This window comes from Thiohalobacter sp. IOR34 (assembly GCF_030406045.1).
In the GTDB taxonomy this organism is placed as follows: Bacteria; Pseudomonadota; Gammaproteobacteria; order Thiohalobacterales; family Thiohalobacteraceae.
Genome location: NZ_CP128988.1, coordinates 2,235,127 through 2,249,986 on the forward strand (window position 1 = coordinate 2,235,127; position 14,860 = coordinate 2,249,986).

A 14,860-nucleotide genomic window follows, 5' to 3' on the forward strand; every position below is an offset into this window, starting at 1 on the left:
GCACGTCCTCCTCTCATTGCTCATACGGATTCGCGTAGCCTAACCGGGCGAGGATTTCGCATTCAAGCCCTTCCATGCGCCCGGCCTCCTCCGCCGTCATGTGATCGTAACCCTGCAGGTGGAGCATGCCGTGCACCAGCATGTGCGCCCAGTGGGCCTCCAGCGTCTTGCCCTGCCCGGCGGCCTGGCGCGCCACCACCGGGGCACAGATCACCAGGTCGCCGAGCAGCGGCAGTTCGACACCGGGCGGGGCCTCGAAGGGGAAGGAGAGCACGTTGGTCGGGCCCTCGCGATGGCGGTAGGTCCGGTTGAGCTCGGCGCTCTCCGCCGCGTCGACGATGCGCACCGTGACCTCGGCCGCCCGGCCGGGATGCAGCCAGGCGGCCTGGGCCCAGCGCCGCAGCGCGGCATCGTCCGGAACCGCCGCCACCTGCTGGGCGTGCTGCAACTCGACCCGCAGGCCGCCACCGGCAGGCTGCGGCTCAGCCATCGTCCTGCCCCCCGGACGCCTCGTGCCGCGCATAGGCGCCGACGATGCGCTGCACCAGGGGATGTCGCACTACGTCGCGGGCGCTGAAAAAGGTGAAGCTGACGCCCTCCACGTCCTTCAGCACCTCCACCACGTGACGCAGCCCGGAGGCGGTGCCGCGCGGCAGGTCGACCTGGGTGACGTCCCCGGTCACCACCGCAGTGGCACCGAAGCCGATGCGGGTCAGGAACATCTTCATCTGTTCGATGGTGGTGTTCTGCGCCTCGTCGAGGATGATGAAGGCATCGTTCAGGGTCCGGCCGCGCATGAAGGCCAGTGGCGCAACCTCGATCACGTTGCGCTCGATCAGCTTGCTGACCCGGTCGAAGCCGAGCATCTCGTAGAGGGCGTCGTACAGCGGCCGCAGATAGGGATCGACCTTCTGCGCCATGTCGCCGGGCAGGAAGCCGAGCCGTTCGCCGGCCTCCACCGCCGGGCGCACCAGGATCAGCCGCCGCACCTGCTCGCGCTCCAGGGCCTGGACCGCGCTGGCCACCGCCAGCCAGGTCTTGCCGGTACCGGCCGGACCGATGCCGAAACTGAGATCCTGCTCGGCGATGCTCGCCAGGTAGCGCCGCTGGTTGGGGCCGCGCCCGCGGATCTCGCCGATGCGGGTGCGGATCACCACCTCCGGCCGGGCCGGCTCCGCGTCCCCGGCGGCCGCCTCTGCCTCGGCCTGCTGCAGGTAGAGATGCAGCCGTTCCGGGGTCAGCGCCTGGCCGGCGGCGTCACGGTACAGGCAACGCAGCACATCCCCGGCCCGCCGCGCCGCGGCGGCCTCGCCGATGACGTGGAAGCGGTTGCCACGGTTGTTGATCTCCACCCCGAGCCGTCCCTCGATCTGGCGCAGGTTCTCGTCGAACTGGCCACAGACATTGGCCAGCCGCGCGTTGTCGGCCGGTTCCAGGGTGAAGTCGTAGGCTGCGGGTTTCTGGCTCAAGGCGGTGAGGAGGGCGGACTCAGCCCCAGTTGGCGGCGGAGGCCGAGGCATCGTCCTCCGCCAGATCGACGAACTCGCCGCGCAGCGAGTTGGGCAGGGCCGCCTCGATGCGCACCCTCACGAAGCGTCCGATCAGCTCGGGTGCGCCGCGGAAGTTGACCACCCGGTTGTTCTCGGTGCGGCCGGCCAGCTCGGCCGGATCGCGGCGCGATGGGCCTTCCACCAGGATGCGCTGCTCGCTGCCGACCATCGCACGGCTGATGGCCGCCGCCTGCTCGGCGATGCGCGCCTGCAGCCGGGCCAGCCGCGCCTTCTTCTCGGCCAGTGGCACGTCGTCCGGCAGCTCCGCCGCCGGTGTGCCCGGCCGGGCGCTGTAGACGAAACTGAAGGAATGATCGAAACCGAGCGCGTCGATCAACGCCATGGTGGCCTCGAAATCGTCCGCCGTCTCGCCGGGAAAACCGACGATGAAGTCCGAGGACAGGCTGATGCCGGGGCGCGCCTCGCGCAGGCGGCGGACGATGGCCTTGTATTCCAGCGCCGTGTGATTGCGCTTCATCAGCGCCAGGATCCGGTCCGAGCCGCTCTGCACCGGCAGATGCAGGTGAGCGACCAGCTCGGGCACCTCGCGGTAGACCTGGAGCAGGCTGTCGCTCATTTCCAGCGGGTGGGAGGTGGTGTAGCGGATGCGGCCGATGCCGTCGATGGCGGCGATATAGCTGATCAGCAGCGCCAGGTCAGCCGTCTCGCCATCGTGCATGGCCCCTCGGTAGGCGTTGACGTTCTGCCCCAGCAGGGTGATCTCGCGCACCCCCTGGGCGGCCAGCGCCGCGCATTCGGCGATGATGTCATCGAACGGCCGGCTGACCTCCTCGCCCCGGGTGTAGGGCACCACGCAGAAGGTGCAGTACTTGCTGCAGCCTTCCATGATGGAAACGAAGGCAGTCGGTCCCTCGGCACGCGGCTCCGGCAGGCGGTCGAACTTCTCGATCTCCGGGAAGCTGACGTCGACCACCGGCCGCCGGGCAGCGCGCACCGCGTCGAGCATCGCCGGCAAGCGGTGCAGGGTCTGTGGACCGAAGACGATGTCCACATAGGGCGCGCGCTCGCGCAGCGCCTCACCCTCCTGGCTGGCCACGCAACCGCCGACGCCGATCACAAGGTCGGGCCGGGACGCCTTCCAGGCCTTCCACTGGCCAAGGGTGGAGAACACCTTTTCCTGGGCCTTCTCGCGGATCGAGCAGGTGTTGAGCAGCAGCACGTCGGCCGTCTCGGGATCGTCCACTGCCTGCAGGCCATGCGAGGCCGCCAGCACGTCGGCGATCTTCGCCGAGTCGTACTCGTTCATCTGACACCCGAAGGTCTTGATGTAGAGCCTGCCTTTCATTCTCTCAACAGCGCGTGAAGGGTAAGGATGGAGGGTCCATCGTAACGCCCACCCCCTCACCGATAAAAATACCGAGCCGGCCGGTAAGCCGGGTTCTGTCGTGGACAGCCATTCATCTGGGATGTGCGTCGCCGCACACCTCGAGCGACCTACCCGGGAGCGACGCGGGCCGCGCCATGGCTCCCCTATTTGGTCTTGCTCCGGGTGGGGTTTACCCTGCCACCGCTGTTGCCAGCGGCGCGGTGCGCTCTTGCCGCACCTTTTCACCCTTGCCTGTGCCGGGCGAACCCGGCCATCGGCGGTATGTTTTCTGTGGCACTTTCCGTGGGCTCGCGCCCCCCAGGCGTTACCTGGCACCCTGCCCTGTGGAGCCCGGACTTTCCTCGAGGGCCCGAGGGCCCCCGCGGCTGTCTGGCCGACTCGGACCGTTCATTATACCAGCTTGCCCGGCGCCGACCTATGGGCGTTCATTCCCCGCGCAGCTGCTTGCAGTAATCGATCAGGCCGCGGGTGGAGGCGTCGTGGCCTGAGACCGGCCCCGGCGCCTGCAGTTCCGGGAGGATGGCCCCGGCCAGCTGCTTGCCCAGCTCCACCCCCCACTGATCGAAGGAGTCGATGCCCCAGATCACGCCCTGAACGAAGATCTTGTGCTCGTAGAGGGCGATCAGGCTGCCCAGGGTTCGGGGCGTGAGACGGCGGTAGAGGATGGAGGTGCTCGGCCGGTTGCCGGGAAACATCCGGTGCGGCAGCAGCCGTTCCAGGTCCGCCCCGGACAGGCCCTGGGCGGCCAGCTCGGCACGCGCCTCGGCCTCGCTGCGGCCGCGCATCAGGGCCTCGGTCTGGGCGAAGAAGTTGGACAGCAGGATACGGTGGTGCTCGGGCAGCGGACAGGCAGGTTCGGCGGCGGCCAGGAAGTCCGCCGGCACCAGGCGGGTGCCCTGGTGCAGGAGCTGGAAGAAGGCATGCTGGCCATTGGTGCCGGGCTCGCCCCAGATCACCGGCGCACTGTCGTAGTCCAGGGGTTCGCCGTCCCGCGACACCCGCTTGCCGTTGCTCTCCATCTCGGCCTGCTGCAGATAGGCGGGCAGGCGGTGCAGGTTCTGGTCGTAGGGCAGGATGGCATGACTGGCGGCGCCGAAGAAATTGACGTACCAGATACCGAGCAGGCCGAGCACCACCGGCAGGTTCTCGGCCAGGGGCGCGCTGCGGAAGTGCTCGTCCATGGCATGCGCCCCGTCCAGCAGCGCCTCGAAGGCGTCCATGCCGAGGTAGAGGGCGATCGGCAGGCCGATCGCCGACCACAGCGAGTAGCGGCCACCGACCCAGTCCCAGAACTCGAACATGTTGGCCGAGTCGATGCCGAAGGCGCGCACCGCCTCGCTGTTGGTGGAGACGGCGACGAAATGCCGCGCCACCGCCGCCTCGTCAGCGGCCGCCTCGACCAGCCAGGCCCGCGCGGTACGGGCGTTGGTCAGGGTCTCCTGGGTGGTGAAGGTCTTGGAGGCAACGACGAACAGGGTGGTCGCCGGCTCCAGCCCCTCCAGGGTGGCGGCGATCTGGCAGCCATCGACGTTGGACACGAAATGCACCCGCGGACCCCCGCCGGCATGAGGCCTGAGCGCCGCGCAGACCATCTGCGGCCCCAGGTCGGAGCCACCGATGCCGATGTTCACCACGTCACGGATCGGCCGCCCGTCGTAGCCCCGCCAGTCACCGCCCCGGACCGCCTCGCTGAAATTGCGCATTCGAGCCAGCACGGCGTTGACCGCCGGCATCACGTCCTCGCCATCGACCTCGATGGGCCGGTTGGCGCGGTTGCGCAGGGCCACGTGCAGCACCGCCCGGTTCTCGGTGACATTGATCTTGTCGCCGGCGAACATGCGTCGAATCCAGCCCTGCAGATCCCGCTCCCGGGCCAGGTCGAGCAGCAGCGCAAAGGTCTCCTCGGTGATGCGGTTCTTGGAAAAATCGAGCAGCAGATCCTCGAAGGCCAGGGAGAACTTGTCGAAGCGCGCCGGATCGGCCTCGAACCAGTCACGCATGTGCTGGTCGCGGATCTCGAAATAGTGGTCGGTGAGCGCCTGCCAGGCGCTGGTGGGGGTGGGGCTGGTCATGGTCTGGGTCGATCCTTCGCTCGTGGCCTGGTCGGGATTGTACGGTGAAGCGTGGGCAAAGGCATCTGCCCAGGGACGAGCCCCGCGCTCAAGTTTTCCCTCTCCGCGCCGAGCAACCGGGCATGGCCTCCCGGGGAGGCAGGCGATCGAGACGAATGCGCATGGGATTCCAGTTGCCAAGCTTGGGTTTCAGGGGCAAGGCCCTGCTGCTGCTCAGCGCCATGCAGGCGAGCATGCTGGCGATCCTGCTGGTCGCGGGATACGGCTTCTACCACCGGGAGGAGACCGAACATGTCACCACCCGCCTGGCCGGCCTGGCCTCCAGCCTCGCAGACACCTCCGCCAGCGCCATGCGCGACGGCGACCTGAGGACGCTGCAGCAAGACGTCGAAAGCATCCTGCTCCACAACGATCTGGCCTATGTCCGGCTGCGTGATCCCGCGGGCCGCAGCCTGGCGGCCAGCGGCGACGAACGCCTGCTCGGCAGGCGCTTCCAGGCCGATGCGGACTTCGCCGCCGCGCTGCGGGGCGACGGCATCTTCGACATCTCCGCGCCCATCGAACTCGACGGCCGAAGCCTGGGCCGGGTCGAGCTGGGTCAGGACATCACCCATATAGAGGAAGAGCTGACGAATCTGGCCTGGGGCGCCCTGTTCCTGGGCCTCGGCGTCCTCGCTACCACCCTGCTGCTGCTGTACTGGATGCTGCGCGTCATGACCCGCAACCTGGAGCAGCTCAAGACCGCCTTCCGCGAACTGGTCCAGGGCGAGGCCAGCTTTTCAACGCGCATGAACATGGAGGGGGAGGACGAATTCGCCCAGATCGGCATGTTCTTCGACCTGTTCATGGGCCAACTGGAAGAGATGGTGCAGAAGGTGATGATGCTGGCCGATGGCCTCTCGCAGGCCAGTCAGAAGGCCCAGGAGATCACCGCCAGCACCAGCGCCGCGGTGGAGGAACAGGCACAGGCCATCGGCACCTTTGCCCAGAGCATCGAACAGATGGCCCAGGCCAGCGAACAGGTCAGCCGGCAGAACAATGCCACCATGGCGCAGGCCACCGAGGCCCAGGACCAGGCCAGGACCGGTCTCCAGGTGGTGGAGGCGGCCAAGAGCGGCATGCGCTCACTGGTTGCCGGGATGGACCGCCTGAACGACACCGTGACCCGCCTCGCCGGCCGCCACAAGGATATCCGCAAGGCCCTGGACATGATCGAGGCCATTGCCGAACAGACCAACCTGCTGGCGCTGAATGCCGCCATCGAGGCGGCCCGCGCCGGTGAGCACGGCCGCGGCTTCGCCGTGGTCGCCGACGAGGTTCGCAATCTGTCACGCCGCACCACCGAATCGACCGCCGAGATCGAGGCGCTGATCGAGGGCATCCGCAGCGACAGCGAAGAGGCCGTGGCCACCATGGAAGAGAACCGGTCGCACTCGCATCACAACCTGGCCCAGGTCGACGAGACCGGCGAGGCCTTCCAGCACATCACCACCGCCCTCGCCGGCATCCACGCGCAGAGCACCGAGAACGCCGAACTGGCCGCCCGGCAGCAGCTTCTGGCAGGTGAGGTCCACGACAGCATCACCCAGATCAACGCCAACATCGCCGACCTGGTGGCCATCGCAAGGCAGAGCATCTCCGACAACAGCGATCTGGCCCAGTTCTCGGTGCAGCTGACCGCCGTTGTGAGGGGAGGGATCGAGGAAGATTCCTTGCCTGTCGAGCACGACCCCGCGGCAGTCGAGCTGTTCTGAACCGACCAGCGGATAGCGCGGGCCCGGGTTGCCGCCCCTTCCCGTCTCCTGGGCGGGGTCCTATCAGCGCCGGCCGGGGCAACCCTTCGGCTGCTATTCCTCCAGCGTATTGCGCCACTCCTGATCGTCGCGCAGGAACAGGCGGTTGGTCTCGGGCGGTCCCCAGGTCCCCGCCGGATAGGTGTGGATGTAGTCCCGCTCCATGGCCCAGACCTTGAGGATGGGATCCACCACCTGCCAGGCCCAGTTCACCTCGTCGAAGCGCAGAAACAACGAGCCGTCGCCATCGATCACGTCCAGCAGCAACGCCTCGTAGGCATCGATGCCATACTGGCTGAGGCCGCAGCTGGCGGCATCCAGGCGCTGGGTCTGGGTGCGCATCTCCAGCCCCGGCTGCTTGACCTGCAGCTCGATGCTCAGGCAGTCGTTGGGCTGGATATTCATCAGAATCCAGTTTGGTTTGAGCTGCTCGATGGGCGTCTCCCGGAACAGCTGCTGCGGCGGGTGCTTGAAACGGATGCTGATCATCGAGTTGTCCTGCGCCATGCGCTTGCCGGTACGCAGATAGAAGGGCACGTTGCGCCAGCGCCAGTTGTCGATGAACAGCTTCAGGGCACAGTAGGTCTCGGTGGTACTATGCGCCGGCACCCCCGGTTCTTCCAGGTAGCCGGCGACCTTCTCCCCCTGCACCTTGCCCCGCGCATACTGGGCGCGGAAGGCGTGGGCATGCACGGCACTCTGCGGGATGGGCCGGATGGAGCGCAGCACCTTGACCTTCTCGTCGCGCAGCGACTCGGCATCGAGGCTGGCCGGCGGCTCCATCGCCACCAGGGTCAGCATCTGCAGCAGGTGGCTCTGCACCATGTCGCGCAAGGCACCTGCGGTGTCGTAGTAGCTGGCGCGCTGCTCGATGCCGCGCGCCTCGGCATGGCTGATCTGCACATGGTCGATGTAGTTGCGGTTCCAGAGCGGTTCCAGCATCAGGTTGGCGAAGCGGAACACCAGGATGTTCTGGATGGTGCCCTTGCCCAGGTAGTGATCGATGCGGTAGAGCTGGTTCTCGCGCCAGTCGCGGTGCAGCCGCTCGTTGAGGATCTCGGCGCTCTCCAGGTCGTAGCCGAAAGGCTTCTCCACCACCACCCGGCGCCAGCCGTCCCGCTCGTCATTGAGGCCAACCACGCCCAGCTGGCGACTGACCACCCCGAAGTTGGCCGGACTGATGGACATGTAGAAGATGATGTTGGACGGAAACTGCGGACCCTGGTCCAGGGTCTGGCGCAGGGCGGGATACATGGCCTCGTCGCCGAGGTCGCCACGAAAGAAGAACAGGCGCTCACGAAACCGCCCCCAGACGGCCGCGTCCAGCCCGCCACGGACCCGGCTGGCGAGATCGGCCTCCACCTGGGCCCGCCAAGCCGTCTCGTCCCAGTCCCGGCGGCCGACGCCGAGCACCGCCATGCCGTCCGGCAGACGACCCGCCTGCTCCAGGTGGTAGAGCGCCGGCAACAGCTTGTTCTGCGCCAGGTTGCCGGTGGCGCCGAAGATGACGAAGGTACAGGGGTCGGACATGGGCTGCTCTCCCGGTCTGGAATGCATGGCTGGCGGCCCGCGCCTCAGCCGGCGGCCGGCGAGTCGCCGCTCGCGGATCGGCGTTCCACCGCATGGCCGCCGAAGGCGTTGCGCATCATCGCCAGCAGGCGGTTGGCGTAGCCCTCGCGGTCCTGACTGGCGAAGCGCATCGCCAGTGACAGGCTGATCACCGGCAGGGCCACGCCCTGATCGATGGCCTCGATGGCGGTCCAGCGCCCCTCGCCCGAGTCGGCCACTACCGGAGCGACACCGGCCAGCTGCTGGTCCTCGGCCAGGGCCGCGGCACTCAGGTCCAGCAGCCAGCTGCGCACCACCGAGCCGTGCCGCCACAACTCGGCGATCTGCGCCAGGTCCAGCTGGAACTCGGTCTTGCCGTGCAGCAGGGCAAAGCCTTCGGCCATGGCCTGCATCATGCCGTACTCGATACCGTTGTGGACCATCTTGGTGAAGTGCCCGGAGCCCACCGGCCCGACATGGGCCCAGCCGCGGTCCGGAGCCGGCGCCAGCACCCTGAGCGCCGGCGCCAGCCGCTCGACGGCAGTCTCCGAGCCACCGACCATCAGACAATAGCCGTTGTCCAGCCCCCAGACACCGCCGGAGGTACCGGCATCGATGAACTCGATACCGGCTTCCGCCAGTCGAGCGGCACGCCGCTGGCTGTCGTGGTAGTTGGCGTTGCCGCCGTCGACCAGCACGTCGCCCGGGTCCAGCAGGGCGGCGAGACGCTCGATGCACGCCTCGGTCACCTCGCCGGCAGGCAGCATCACCCAGACCAGGCGCGGCGCCTCGAGCCGCTCAACCAGGTCCTCCAGGGAGTCGGCGGGGACCATGCCCGCCTCGGCCGCCAGCTGCTCGACCACCTCAGGGCTGCGGTCATAGCCCACCACCTCGATGCCGCCACGGCGCAGGCGCCGGGACATGTTGGCACCCATGCGGCCGAGTCCGATCATTGCCATGCGCATATCCGTTCTCCTTGCTGCCCGATTCAGGATCTGTCCGTCGGGGATGCAGTATAGACCCATTCATTGGGTACATTGCCGCGGCCACGCCGTATAATCCCCGTCCCGACCTGCAGCGGCCAGACCGCCCCGAACCTGAAGCCATGAAGATCCTCTTTGCCAGCCCCGAAGCCCATCCGCTGATCAAGACCGGCGGCCTGGCCGACGTCGCCGGCGCCCTGCCCCGGGCGCTGAAGAACCTGCACCACGAGGTTCGGCTGGTGCTGCCCGCCTACCGCAGCCTGCTGGACACCCTCGAGACACCGCCGGCGGAGGTGGCCCGGCTGCAGCTCCACGGCGACACGGCGCCGGTGCGCATCCTGCAGACCCACCTGCCCGGCAGCGCGCTCAAGGTCTGGCTGGTCGACGCCCCGGGCTGCTTCGACCGGCCCGGCAATCCCTATGTCGGGCCGGACGGCCACGACTGGCCCGACAACGCCCAGCGCTTCGCACGCTTCGCCCGGGCCGTGGTCGAGTTGGCCCAGGACCGCGCCGGCCTCGGCTGGCGTGCCGAGCTGGTGCACACCAACGACTGGCAGTGCGGTCTGGTTCCGGCCCTGCTGTCCCTGGAAGCGGCTCGTCCGGCGACCCTGTTCACCATTCACAATCTGGCCTACCAGGGCCTGTTCGATGCCGCCCTGCTGGGCGAGCTCGGCCTGCCGCCGCATTGGTGGTCGATGGAGGCGCTGGAATTCCACGGCCGGCTGTCGTTCATCAAGGGCGGCCTGGTGTTCGCCGACCGGCTGACCACGGTCAGCCCGACCTATGCCCGGGAGATCTGCACCCCGCAATTCGGCTATGGCCTGGAGGGCCTGCTGCGACACCGGCAGGACCGCCTCAGCGGCATCCTCAACGGCGCCGACTACCAGCACTGGAACCCGGGCAAGGATCCCCACCTGGCGGCCAACTACAACGGCCGCTCGCTGGCCGGCAAGGCCGTGGACAAGGCCGCCCTGCAGCGCGAATTCGGCCTGCCGGAGCGCCCGCAGACACCGCTGCTGGCACACATCGGCCGGCTGGTGGAACAGAAGGGGGTGGACCTGATCCTCGGCGCCCTGCCGCGACTGATGGAAGAGGACGTGCAACTGGTGGTGCTGGGCAGCGGCGAGGCGCAGCTGGAGGCGGCCCTGCGCGAGGCGCAGGCGGCCCACCCGCAGCGGATCGGCGTACGCATCGGCTATGACGAGCCGCTGGCCCACCGCATCGAGGCCGGCGCCGACCTCTTCCTCATGCCCTCGCGCTTCGAGCCCTGCGGCCTGAACCAGATCTACAGCCTGCGCTACGGCACCGTGCCCGTGGTCCGCCGCACCGGCGGCCTGGCCGATACCGTGGTCGATGCCAGCGAGGCGGCGCTGCGCAAGGGCACCGCCACCGGCTTCCAGTTCGACGCACCCACCACCGAGGCCCTGCTGCAGGCCATCGGCCGGGCACTGGGACTGTATCGCCAGCCACCGGTCTGGCGGCGGCTGATCGGCGCCGGAATGCGCCAGGACTTCAGCTGGACGCGCAGCGCCCGGCGCTATCTCGAGGTCTACCGCCTGGCCCTCGCCGACCGCGGCTGAGAACCGGCCGGCCTGCCGCCTCGCCCGAGCTGCGCTATAATGCGCGCTCTTTGCCCGCCTTGGGGCGGCACTACCAACAGAATCAACGAGTTGCCCTGAATCATGATCGAACAACCCCGTGACAAGGCGCTGCGATCCCGCGTCCGCCTGTTCGGCAACCTGCTCGGCGAGGTGCTGCGCGACCAGGCTGGCGGCCAAGTGCTGGCCGCCGTGGAAACCCTGCGCAAGGGGTTCATCCGGCTGCGCAAGGAGGACGACCCGCGCCTGCGCCAGCGGCTGATGGACCTGATCGACGAACTCGATCCGGCCATCCTCACTCACGTGGTGCGCGCCTTCAACGTCTACTTCAGCCTGGTCAACATCGCCGAACAGTCCTTCCAGCACCGCCAGCGGCGGCGCACGGTCAGCCAGGGCGGCCCGCTGTGGGAGGGCTCCTTCGACCACACCCTGCGCGAGTTCGCCGCCGACGGCATCGACGCCACGGCCCTGCAGCGGCTGCTCGACCAGACCCTCTACATCCCGGTATTCACTGCCCATCCCACCGAGTCCAAGCGACGCACGGTGATGGAGGCGCTGCGCCGCATCTTCCTCACCAGCGAGCGCCTCGACCAGACCCGCCTCAGCCGCGAACAGCGCCAGGAGGTCATCGACGAGCTGCAGAGCCAGATCCAGATCCTGTGGAAGACCGACGAGGTGCGCGCCCACCGGCCACGGGTCAAGGATGAGATCCGCAACGGCCTGTTCTATGTCCGCGACAGCCTGTTCGCCGCGGTGCCGCTGTTCTATCGCTACCTGGAGAAATCCATCCGCCGCACCTATGGCGAGGGTCCCGATGGCGAGTTGCCGGTCAAGGCGCCGAGCATCCTGCGCTTCGGCTCCTGGATCGGCGGCGACCGTGACGGCAACCCCTTCGTCAAGCCGGAGACCACCGAGCTGGCGCTGCGCATGCACATGCACGAGGCGGTCTGCCTCTATCTGAAGCAGCTCGACGAGCTGCGCCATCTGCTGACCCACTCCAGCGAACTGGTCACCCCCAGCGAGGCCTTCCTGGAGAACCTCACCGCTGACAACGCGCGCTATGCGGCCGCAGCCTTCGCCGACCATCCCAGCCGCTTCAGCCACGAGCCCTATCGGCGCAAGCTGTACATCATGCGCCACCGCCTGCGGCGCACCCTGAAGTCGATCAACGCCCGGCTCGACAGCGACGAGCCGGCCGGCGACTGTTCACACTGCTACACCAACGAGCAGGAGTTGCTCGACGACCTGTACCTGATCCGCGACTCCCTCTACAGCCACGGCGACGGGCGCATCGCCCGCGGCAGGCTGCAGGACATGATCCGCCTGGTCGAGACCTTCGGTTTCTTCCTGCTGCAGCTGGACATCCGCCAGGAATCGACCCGTCACAGCGAGGCGCTGGCGGAACTGTTCCGCGTCCAGGGACTGGCGGACTACATGGCGCTGGACGAGCCGGCACGGCTGCAGCAGATGGCCGACGCCATCCGTTCGGGCCAGCCACCGGCCATCGACCGCGCAACCCTGTCCGAGCCGACCCGCGAGACCCTGGAGGTGTTCGACGTCATGCTGCGCATGCGTGACGAGGTCAGCCCGCGGGCCTTCGGCAACTACGTCATCTCCATGACCCACTGCGCCAGCCATGTCATGGAGGTGATCTACCTGGCCTGGCTCACCGGCCTCGCCGGGCGCCGCGGCAACGACTGGTTCTGCCACCTGCGCGTCAGCCCCCTGTTCGAGACCATCGAGGACCTGTCGCATGTCGAGCAGGTACTCACCGAACTGCTCGGCAACGATACCTACCGCGCCCTGCTCGAAGCCTCCGGCAACCAGCAGGAGGTGATGCTCGGCTATTCCGACTCCTGCAAGGACGGCGGCATCCTCGCCTCCAGCTGGGGGCTGTACGGCGCCCAGCAGCGGATCATCCGCATCACCTCGGAGATGGGAGTGCGCTGCCGGCTGTTCCACGGCCGCGGCGGCACCATCGGCCGCGGTGGCGGCCCGACCCACGAGGCGATCCTCGCCCAGCCGCCGGGCACGGTGCACGGCCAGATCAAGTTCACCGAACAGGGCGAGGTCCTGTCCTACAAGTACAGCCAGCTGGAGACTGCGGTCTACGAATTGACCATGGGGGTCACCGGGCTGATGAAGGCCAGCCGCTCCATGGTCATCCCGGTGCAACCGGACCGCCGCGACTACCTGGGGATCATGGACGAGCTGGCCACCCTCGGCGAACAGGCCTACCGCGATCTCACCGACCGCACCGAGGGCTTCCTCGACTACTTCTACGAGGCCTGCCCGGTGGACGAGATCGGCCTGCTCAACATCGGCTCGCGACCCAGCCACCGCAACAAGGCCAACCGTTCCAAGAGTTCGATACGCGCCATTCCCTGGGTGTTCGGCTGGGCCCAGTCCCGCCACACCCTGCCGGCCTGGTACGGCATCGGCTCGGCGCTGGAGGCCTGGCGCGACAAGGACCCGACACGGCTCGCCACCCTGCAGACCATGTACCGCGAGTGGCCCTATTTCCGCGCCCTGCTGAGCAATACCCAGATGGCGCTGTTCAAGGCCCGCTTCGACATCGCCCACGAATACGCCGGGCTGGCCGAGGATCAGGAGCACGCCGAACGCATCTACCAGCGCATCGCCAGCGAGTACTACCGGACCCTGGACCAGGTGCGCCAGGTGGCCGACATCCAGGTGCTGCTGGAAGAAACACCGGCGCTGTACCTGTCGCTGAGCCGCCGCGATCCCTACCTGGATCCGCTCAACCACATCCAGATCCGGCTGCTCAAGCGCTACCGCAACGAGACCCTGCCGGAGGAGCTGCGCGAACGTTGGCGCGGCCCGCTGCTGCGCTCCATCAACGCCATCGCCGCCGGCATGCGCAATACCGGCTGACGGGAGGACAGCCACGGAACACAGGGACGTGCAAGGGCCTTACCGATAACCGCGAAATCCACGCAACCCGCGAAAAAGACGGGAATGCGGTATGCGCTCCGCGCAAGGCCGGCCGCAAGCTCCAAGCCATTTTATGTTTTCGTGGATTTCGTGGGTTTCGTGGCCACATCCCCGGCTGCGCATTCCCGGGGAACATCCCGGAACGGTCAAACAACCTGAAGGCTGATGGGAGGACAGCCACGGAACACAGGGACGTGCAAGGGCCTTATCGATACCGCGAAATCCCCGAAACCCGCGAAAAAGACGGGAATGCGGTACGCGCTCCGCGCAAGGCCGGCAGCAAGCTCCAAGCCATTTTATGTTTTCGTGGATTTCGTGGGTTTCGTGGCCACATCCCCGGCTGCGCATTCCCGGGGAACATCCCGGAACGGTCAAACAACCTGAAGGCTGATGGGAGGACAGCCACGGAACACAGGGACGTGCAAGGGCCTTATCGATACCGCGAAATCCCCGAAACCCGCGAAAAAGACGGGAATGCGGTACGCGCTCCGCGCAAGGCCGGCAGCAAGCTCCAAGCCATTTTATGTTTTCGTGGATTTCGTGGGTTTCGTGGCCACATCCCGGCTGCGCATTCCCGGGGAACATCCCGGAACGGTCAGGCAACCTGAACGGGGATCTCGTTGCCGATGCGGGTGATGCGGTTGTCCGGGTCGAGGTAGACCAGGGTCGGCTTGAAGACGGCGGCTTCCTGGGGGCTGAGACGGGCATAGCTGCAGATGATCACCCGGTCGCCGGGAGAGGCCTTGTGGGCGGCCGCGCCGTTGACGGAGATGATGCCGGTACCGTCCTGGGCACGAATCGCATAGGTGGTGAACCGCTCGCCGTTGGCCAGGTTATAGATCTCGATCTGCTCGTACTCGCTGATGCCGGCGGCATCCAGCAGCGCACCGTCGATGGCGCAGGAGCCCTCGTACTCCAGCTCGGAGTGGGTGACGTGGGCCTTGTGGAGTTTTGCCTTGAGGAAGGTAAGCTGCATGGCGGAAAGTCATCGAACAACGCGGAAGGCGAATTAT

The 14,860-nt window shown here is 67.5% G+C and carries 10 protein-coding genes and 1 other RNA gene; 3 read left to right on the forward strand and 8 right to left on the reverse strand.

Annotated elements, in window-relative coordinates:
- Positions 1 to 13: 13 nt before the first annotated feature.
- The 5 genes from ybeY to pgi all read right to left on the reverse strand — a co-directional run bounded on the left by ybeY (position 14) and on the right by pgi (position 4,970).
- On the reverse strand, positions 14 to 490 hold the full coding sequence (gene ybeY, locus QVG61_RS10315) for an rRNA maturation RNase YbeY (RefSeq protein WP_289930551.1): 477 nt from the start codon (positions 488 to 490) through the stop codon (positions 14 to 16).
- The gene (locus tag QVG61_RS10320; RefSeq protein WP_289930552.1) at positions 483 to 1,469 is read right to left on the reverse strand and encodes a PhoH family protein; all 987 of its coding nucleotides are present in this window, start codon (positions 1,467 to 1,469) and stop codon (positions 483 to 485) included. Before QVG61_RS10320 ends, ybeY begins: the two co-directional genes overlap by 8 nt.
- Before the next feature lie 19 nt (positions 1,470 to 1,488).
- Positions 1,489 to 2,856, reverse strand: coding sequence for a tRNA (N6-isopentenyl adenosine(37)-C2)-methylthiotransferase MiaB (gene miaB, locus QVG61_RS10325; RefSeq protein WP_289930553.1), 1,368 nt, complete (start codon positions 2,854 to 2,856; stop codon positions 1,489 to 1,491).
- 68 nt (positions 2,857 to 2,924) lie between these two features.
- An RNA gene (rnpB, locus tag QVG61_RS10330) (RNase P RNA component class A) lies at positions 2,925 to 3,279 on the reverse strand.
- 44 nt (positions 3,280 to 3,323) lie between these two features.
- Positions 3,324 to 4,970 (reverse strand): glucose-6-phosphate isomerase, encoded by a 1,647-nt coding sequence (gene pgi / locus QVG61_RS10335; protein WP_289930554.1) that lies wholly within the window; start codon positions 4,968 to 4,970, stop codon positions 3,324 to 3,326.
- Positions 4,971 to 5,131: 161 nt separating this feature from the next.
- Here pgi and QVG61_RS10340 point away from each other — a divergent pair, with 161 nt between their 5' ends.
- Entirely contained in the window at positions 5,132 to 6,724 is a 1,593-nt protein-coding gene (locus QVG61_RS10340; protein WP_289930555.1) for a methyl-accepting chemotaxis protein, read from the forward strand.
- A gap of 93 nt (positions 6,725 to 6,817) precedes the next feature.
- Here QVG61_RS10340 and zwf read toward each other — a convergent pair whose 3' ends face one another.
- Together zwf and gnd are read right to left on the reverse strand one after the other, a co-directional pair.
- Positions 6,818 to 8,293 (reverse strand): glucose-6-phosphate dehydrogenase, encoded by a 1,476-nt coding sequence (gene zwf, locus QVG61_RS10345; RefSeq protein WP_289930557.1) that lies wholly within the window; start codon positions 8,291 to 8,293, stop codon positions 6,818 to 6,820.
- Positions 8,294 to 8,337: 44 nt separating this feature from the next.
- Positions 8,338 to 9,276, reverse strand: coding sequence for a phosphogluconate dehydrogenase (NAD(+)-dependent, decarboxylating) (gene gnd / locus QVG61_RS10350; RefSeq protein ID WP_289930558.1), 939 nt, complete (start codon positions 9,274 to 9,276; stop codon positions 8,338 to 8,340).
- A 140-nt stretch (positions 9,277 to 9,416) separates the two neighbouring features.
- On the opposite strand from gnd, the gene glgA reads away from it, so the two are divergent.
- Entirely contained in the window at positions 9,417 to 10,874 is a 1,458-nt protein-coding gene (gene glgA, locus QVG61_RS10355; RefSeq protein WP_289930560.1) for a glycogen synthase GlgA, read from the forward strand.
- A 102-nt stretch (positions 10,875 to 10,976) separates the two neighbouring features.
- Positions 10,977 to 13,787, forward strand: a complete 2,811-nt coding sequence (gene ppc, locus QVG61_RS10360; RefSeq protein WP_289930561.1) for a phosphoenolpyruvate carboxylase — start codon at positions 10,977 to 10,979, stop codon at positions 13,785 to 13,787.
- A gap of 655 nt (positions 13,788 to 14,442) precedes the next feature.
- On the opposite strand, the gene panD is transcribed toward ppc, so the two are convergent.
- Positions 14,443 to 14,823, reverse strand: coding sequence for an aspartate 1-decarboxylase (gene panD / locus QVG61_RS10365; RefSeq protein ID WP_289930562.1), 381 nt, complete (start codon positions 14,821 to 14,823; stop codon positions 14,443 to 14,445).
- Between the last annotated feature and the right edge of the window lie 37 nt (positions 14,824 to 14,860).

Coding starts and splice junctions, on each gene's coding strand:
- ybeY (WP_289930551.1), bottom strand. CDS start 490: ATGGCTGAGCCGCAGCCTGCCGGTGGCGGCCTGCGGGTCGAGTTGCAG.
- miaB (WP_289930553.1), bottom strand. CDS start 2,856: ATGAAAGGCAGGCTCTACATCAAGACCTTCGGGTGTCAGATGAACGAG.
- pgi (WP_289930554.1), bottom strand. CDS start 4,970: ATGACCAGCCCCACCCCCACCAGCGCCTGGCAGGCGCTCACCGACCAC.
- QVG61_RS10340 (WP_289930555.1), top strand. CDS start 5,132: ATGGGATTCCAGTTGCCAAGCTTGGGTTTCAGGGGCAAGGCCCTGCTG.
- zwf (WP_289930557.1), bottom strand. CDS start 8,293: ATGTCCGACCCCTGTACCTTCGTCATCTTCGGCGCCACCGGCAACCTG.
- gnd (WP_289930558.1), bottom strand. CDS start 9,276: ATGCGCATGGCAATGATCGGACTCGGCCGCATGGGTGCCAACATGTCC.
- glgA (WP_289930560.1), top strand. CDS start 9,417: ATGAAGATCCTCTTTGCCAGCCCCGAAGCCCATCCGCTGATCAAGACC.
- ppc (WP_289930561.1), top strand. CDS start 10,977: ATGATCGAACAACCCCGTGACAAGGCGCTGCGATCCCGCGTCCGCCTG.
- panD (WP_289930562.1), bottom strand. CDS start 14,823: ATGCAGCTTACCTTCCTCAAGGCAAAACTCCACAAGGCCCACGTCACC.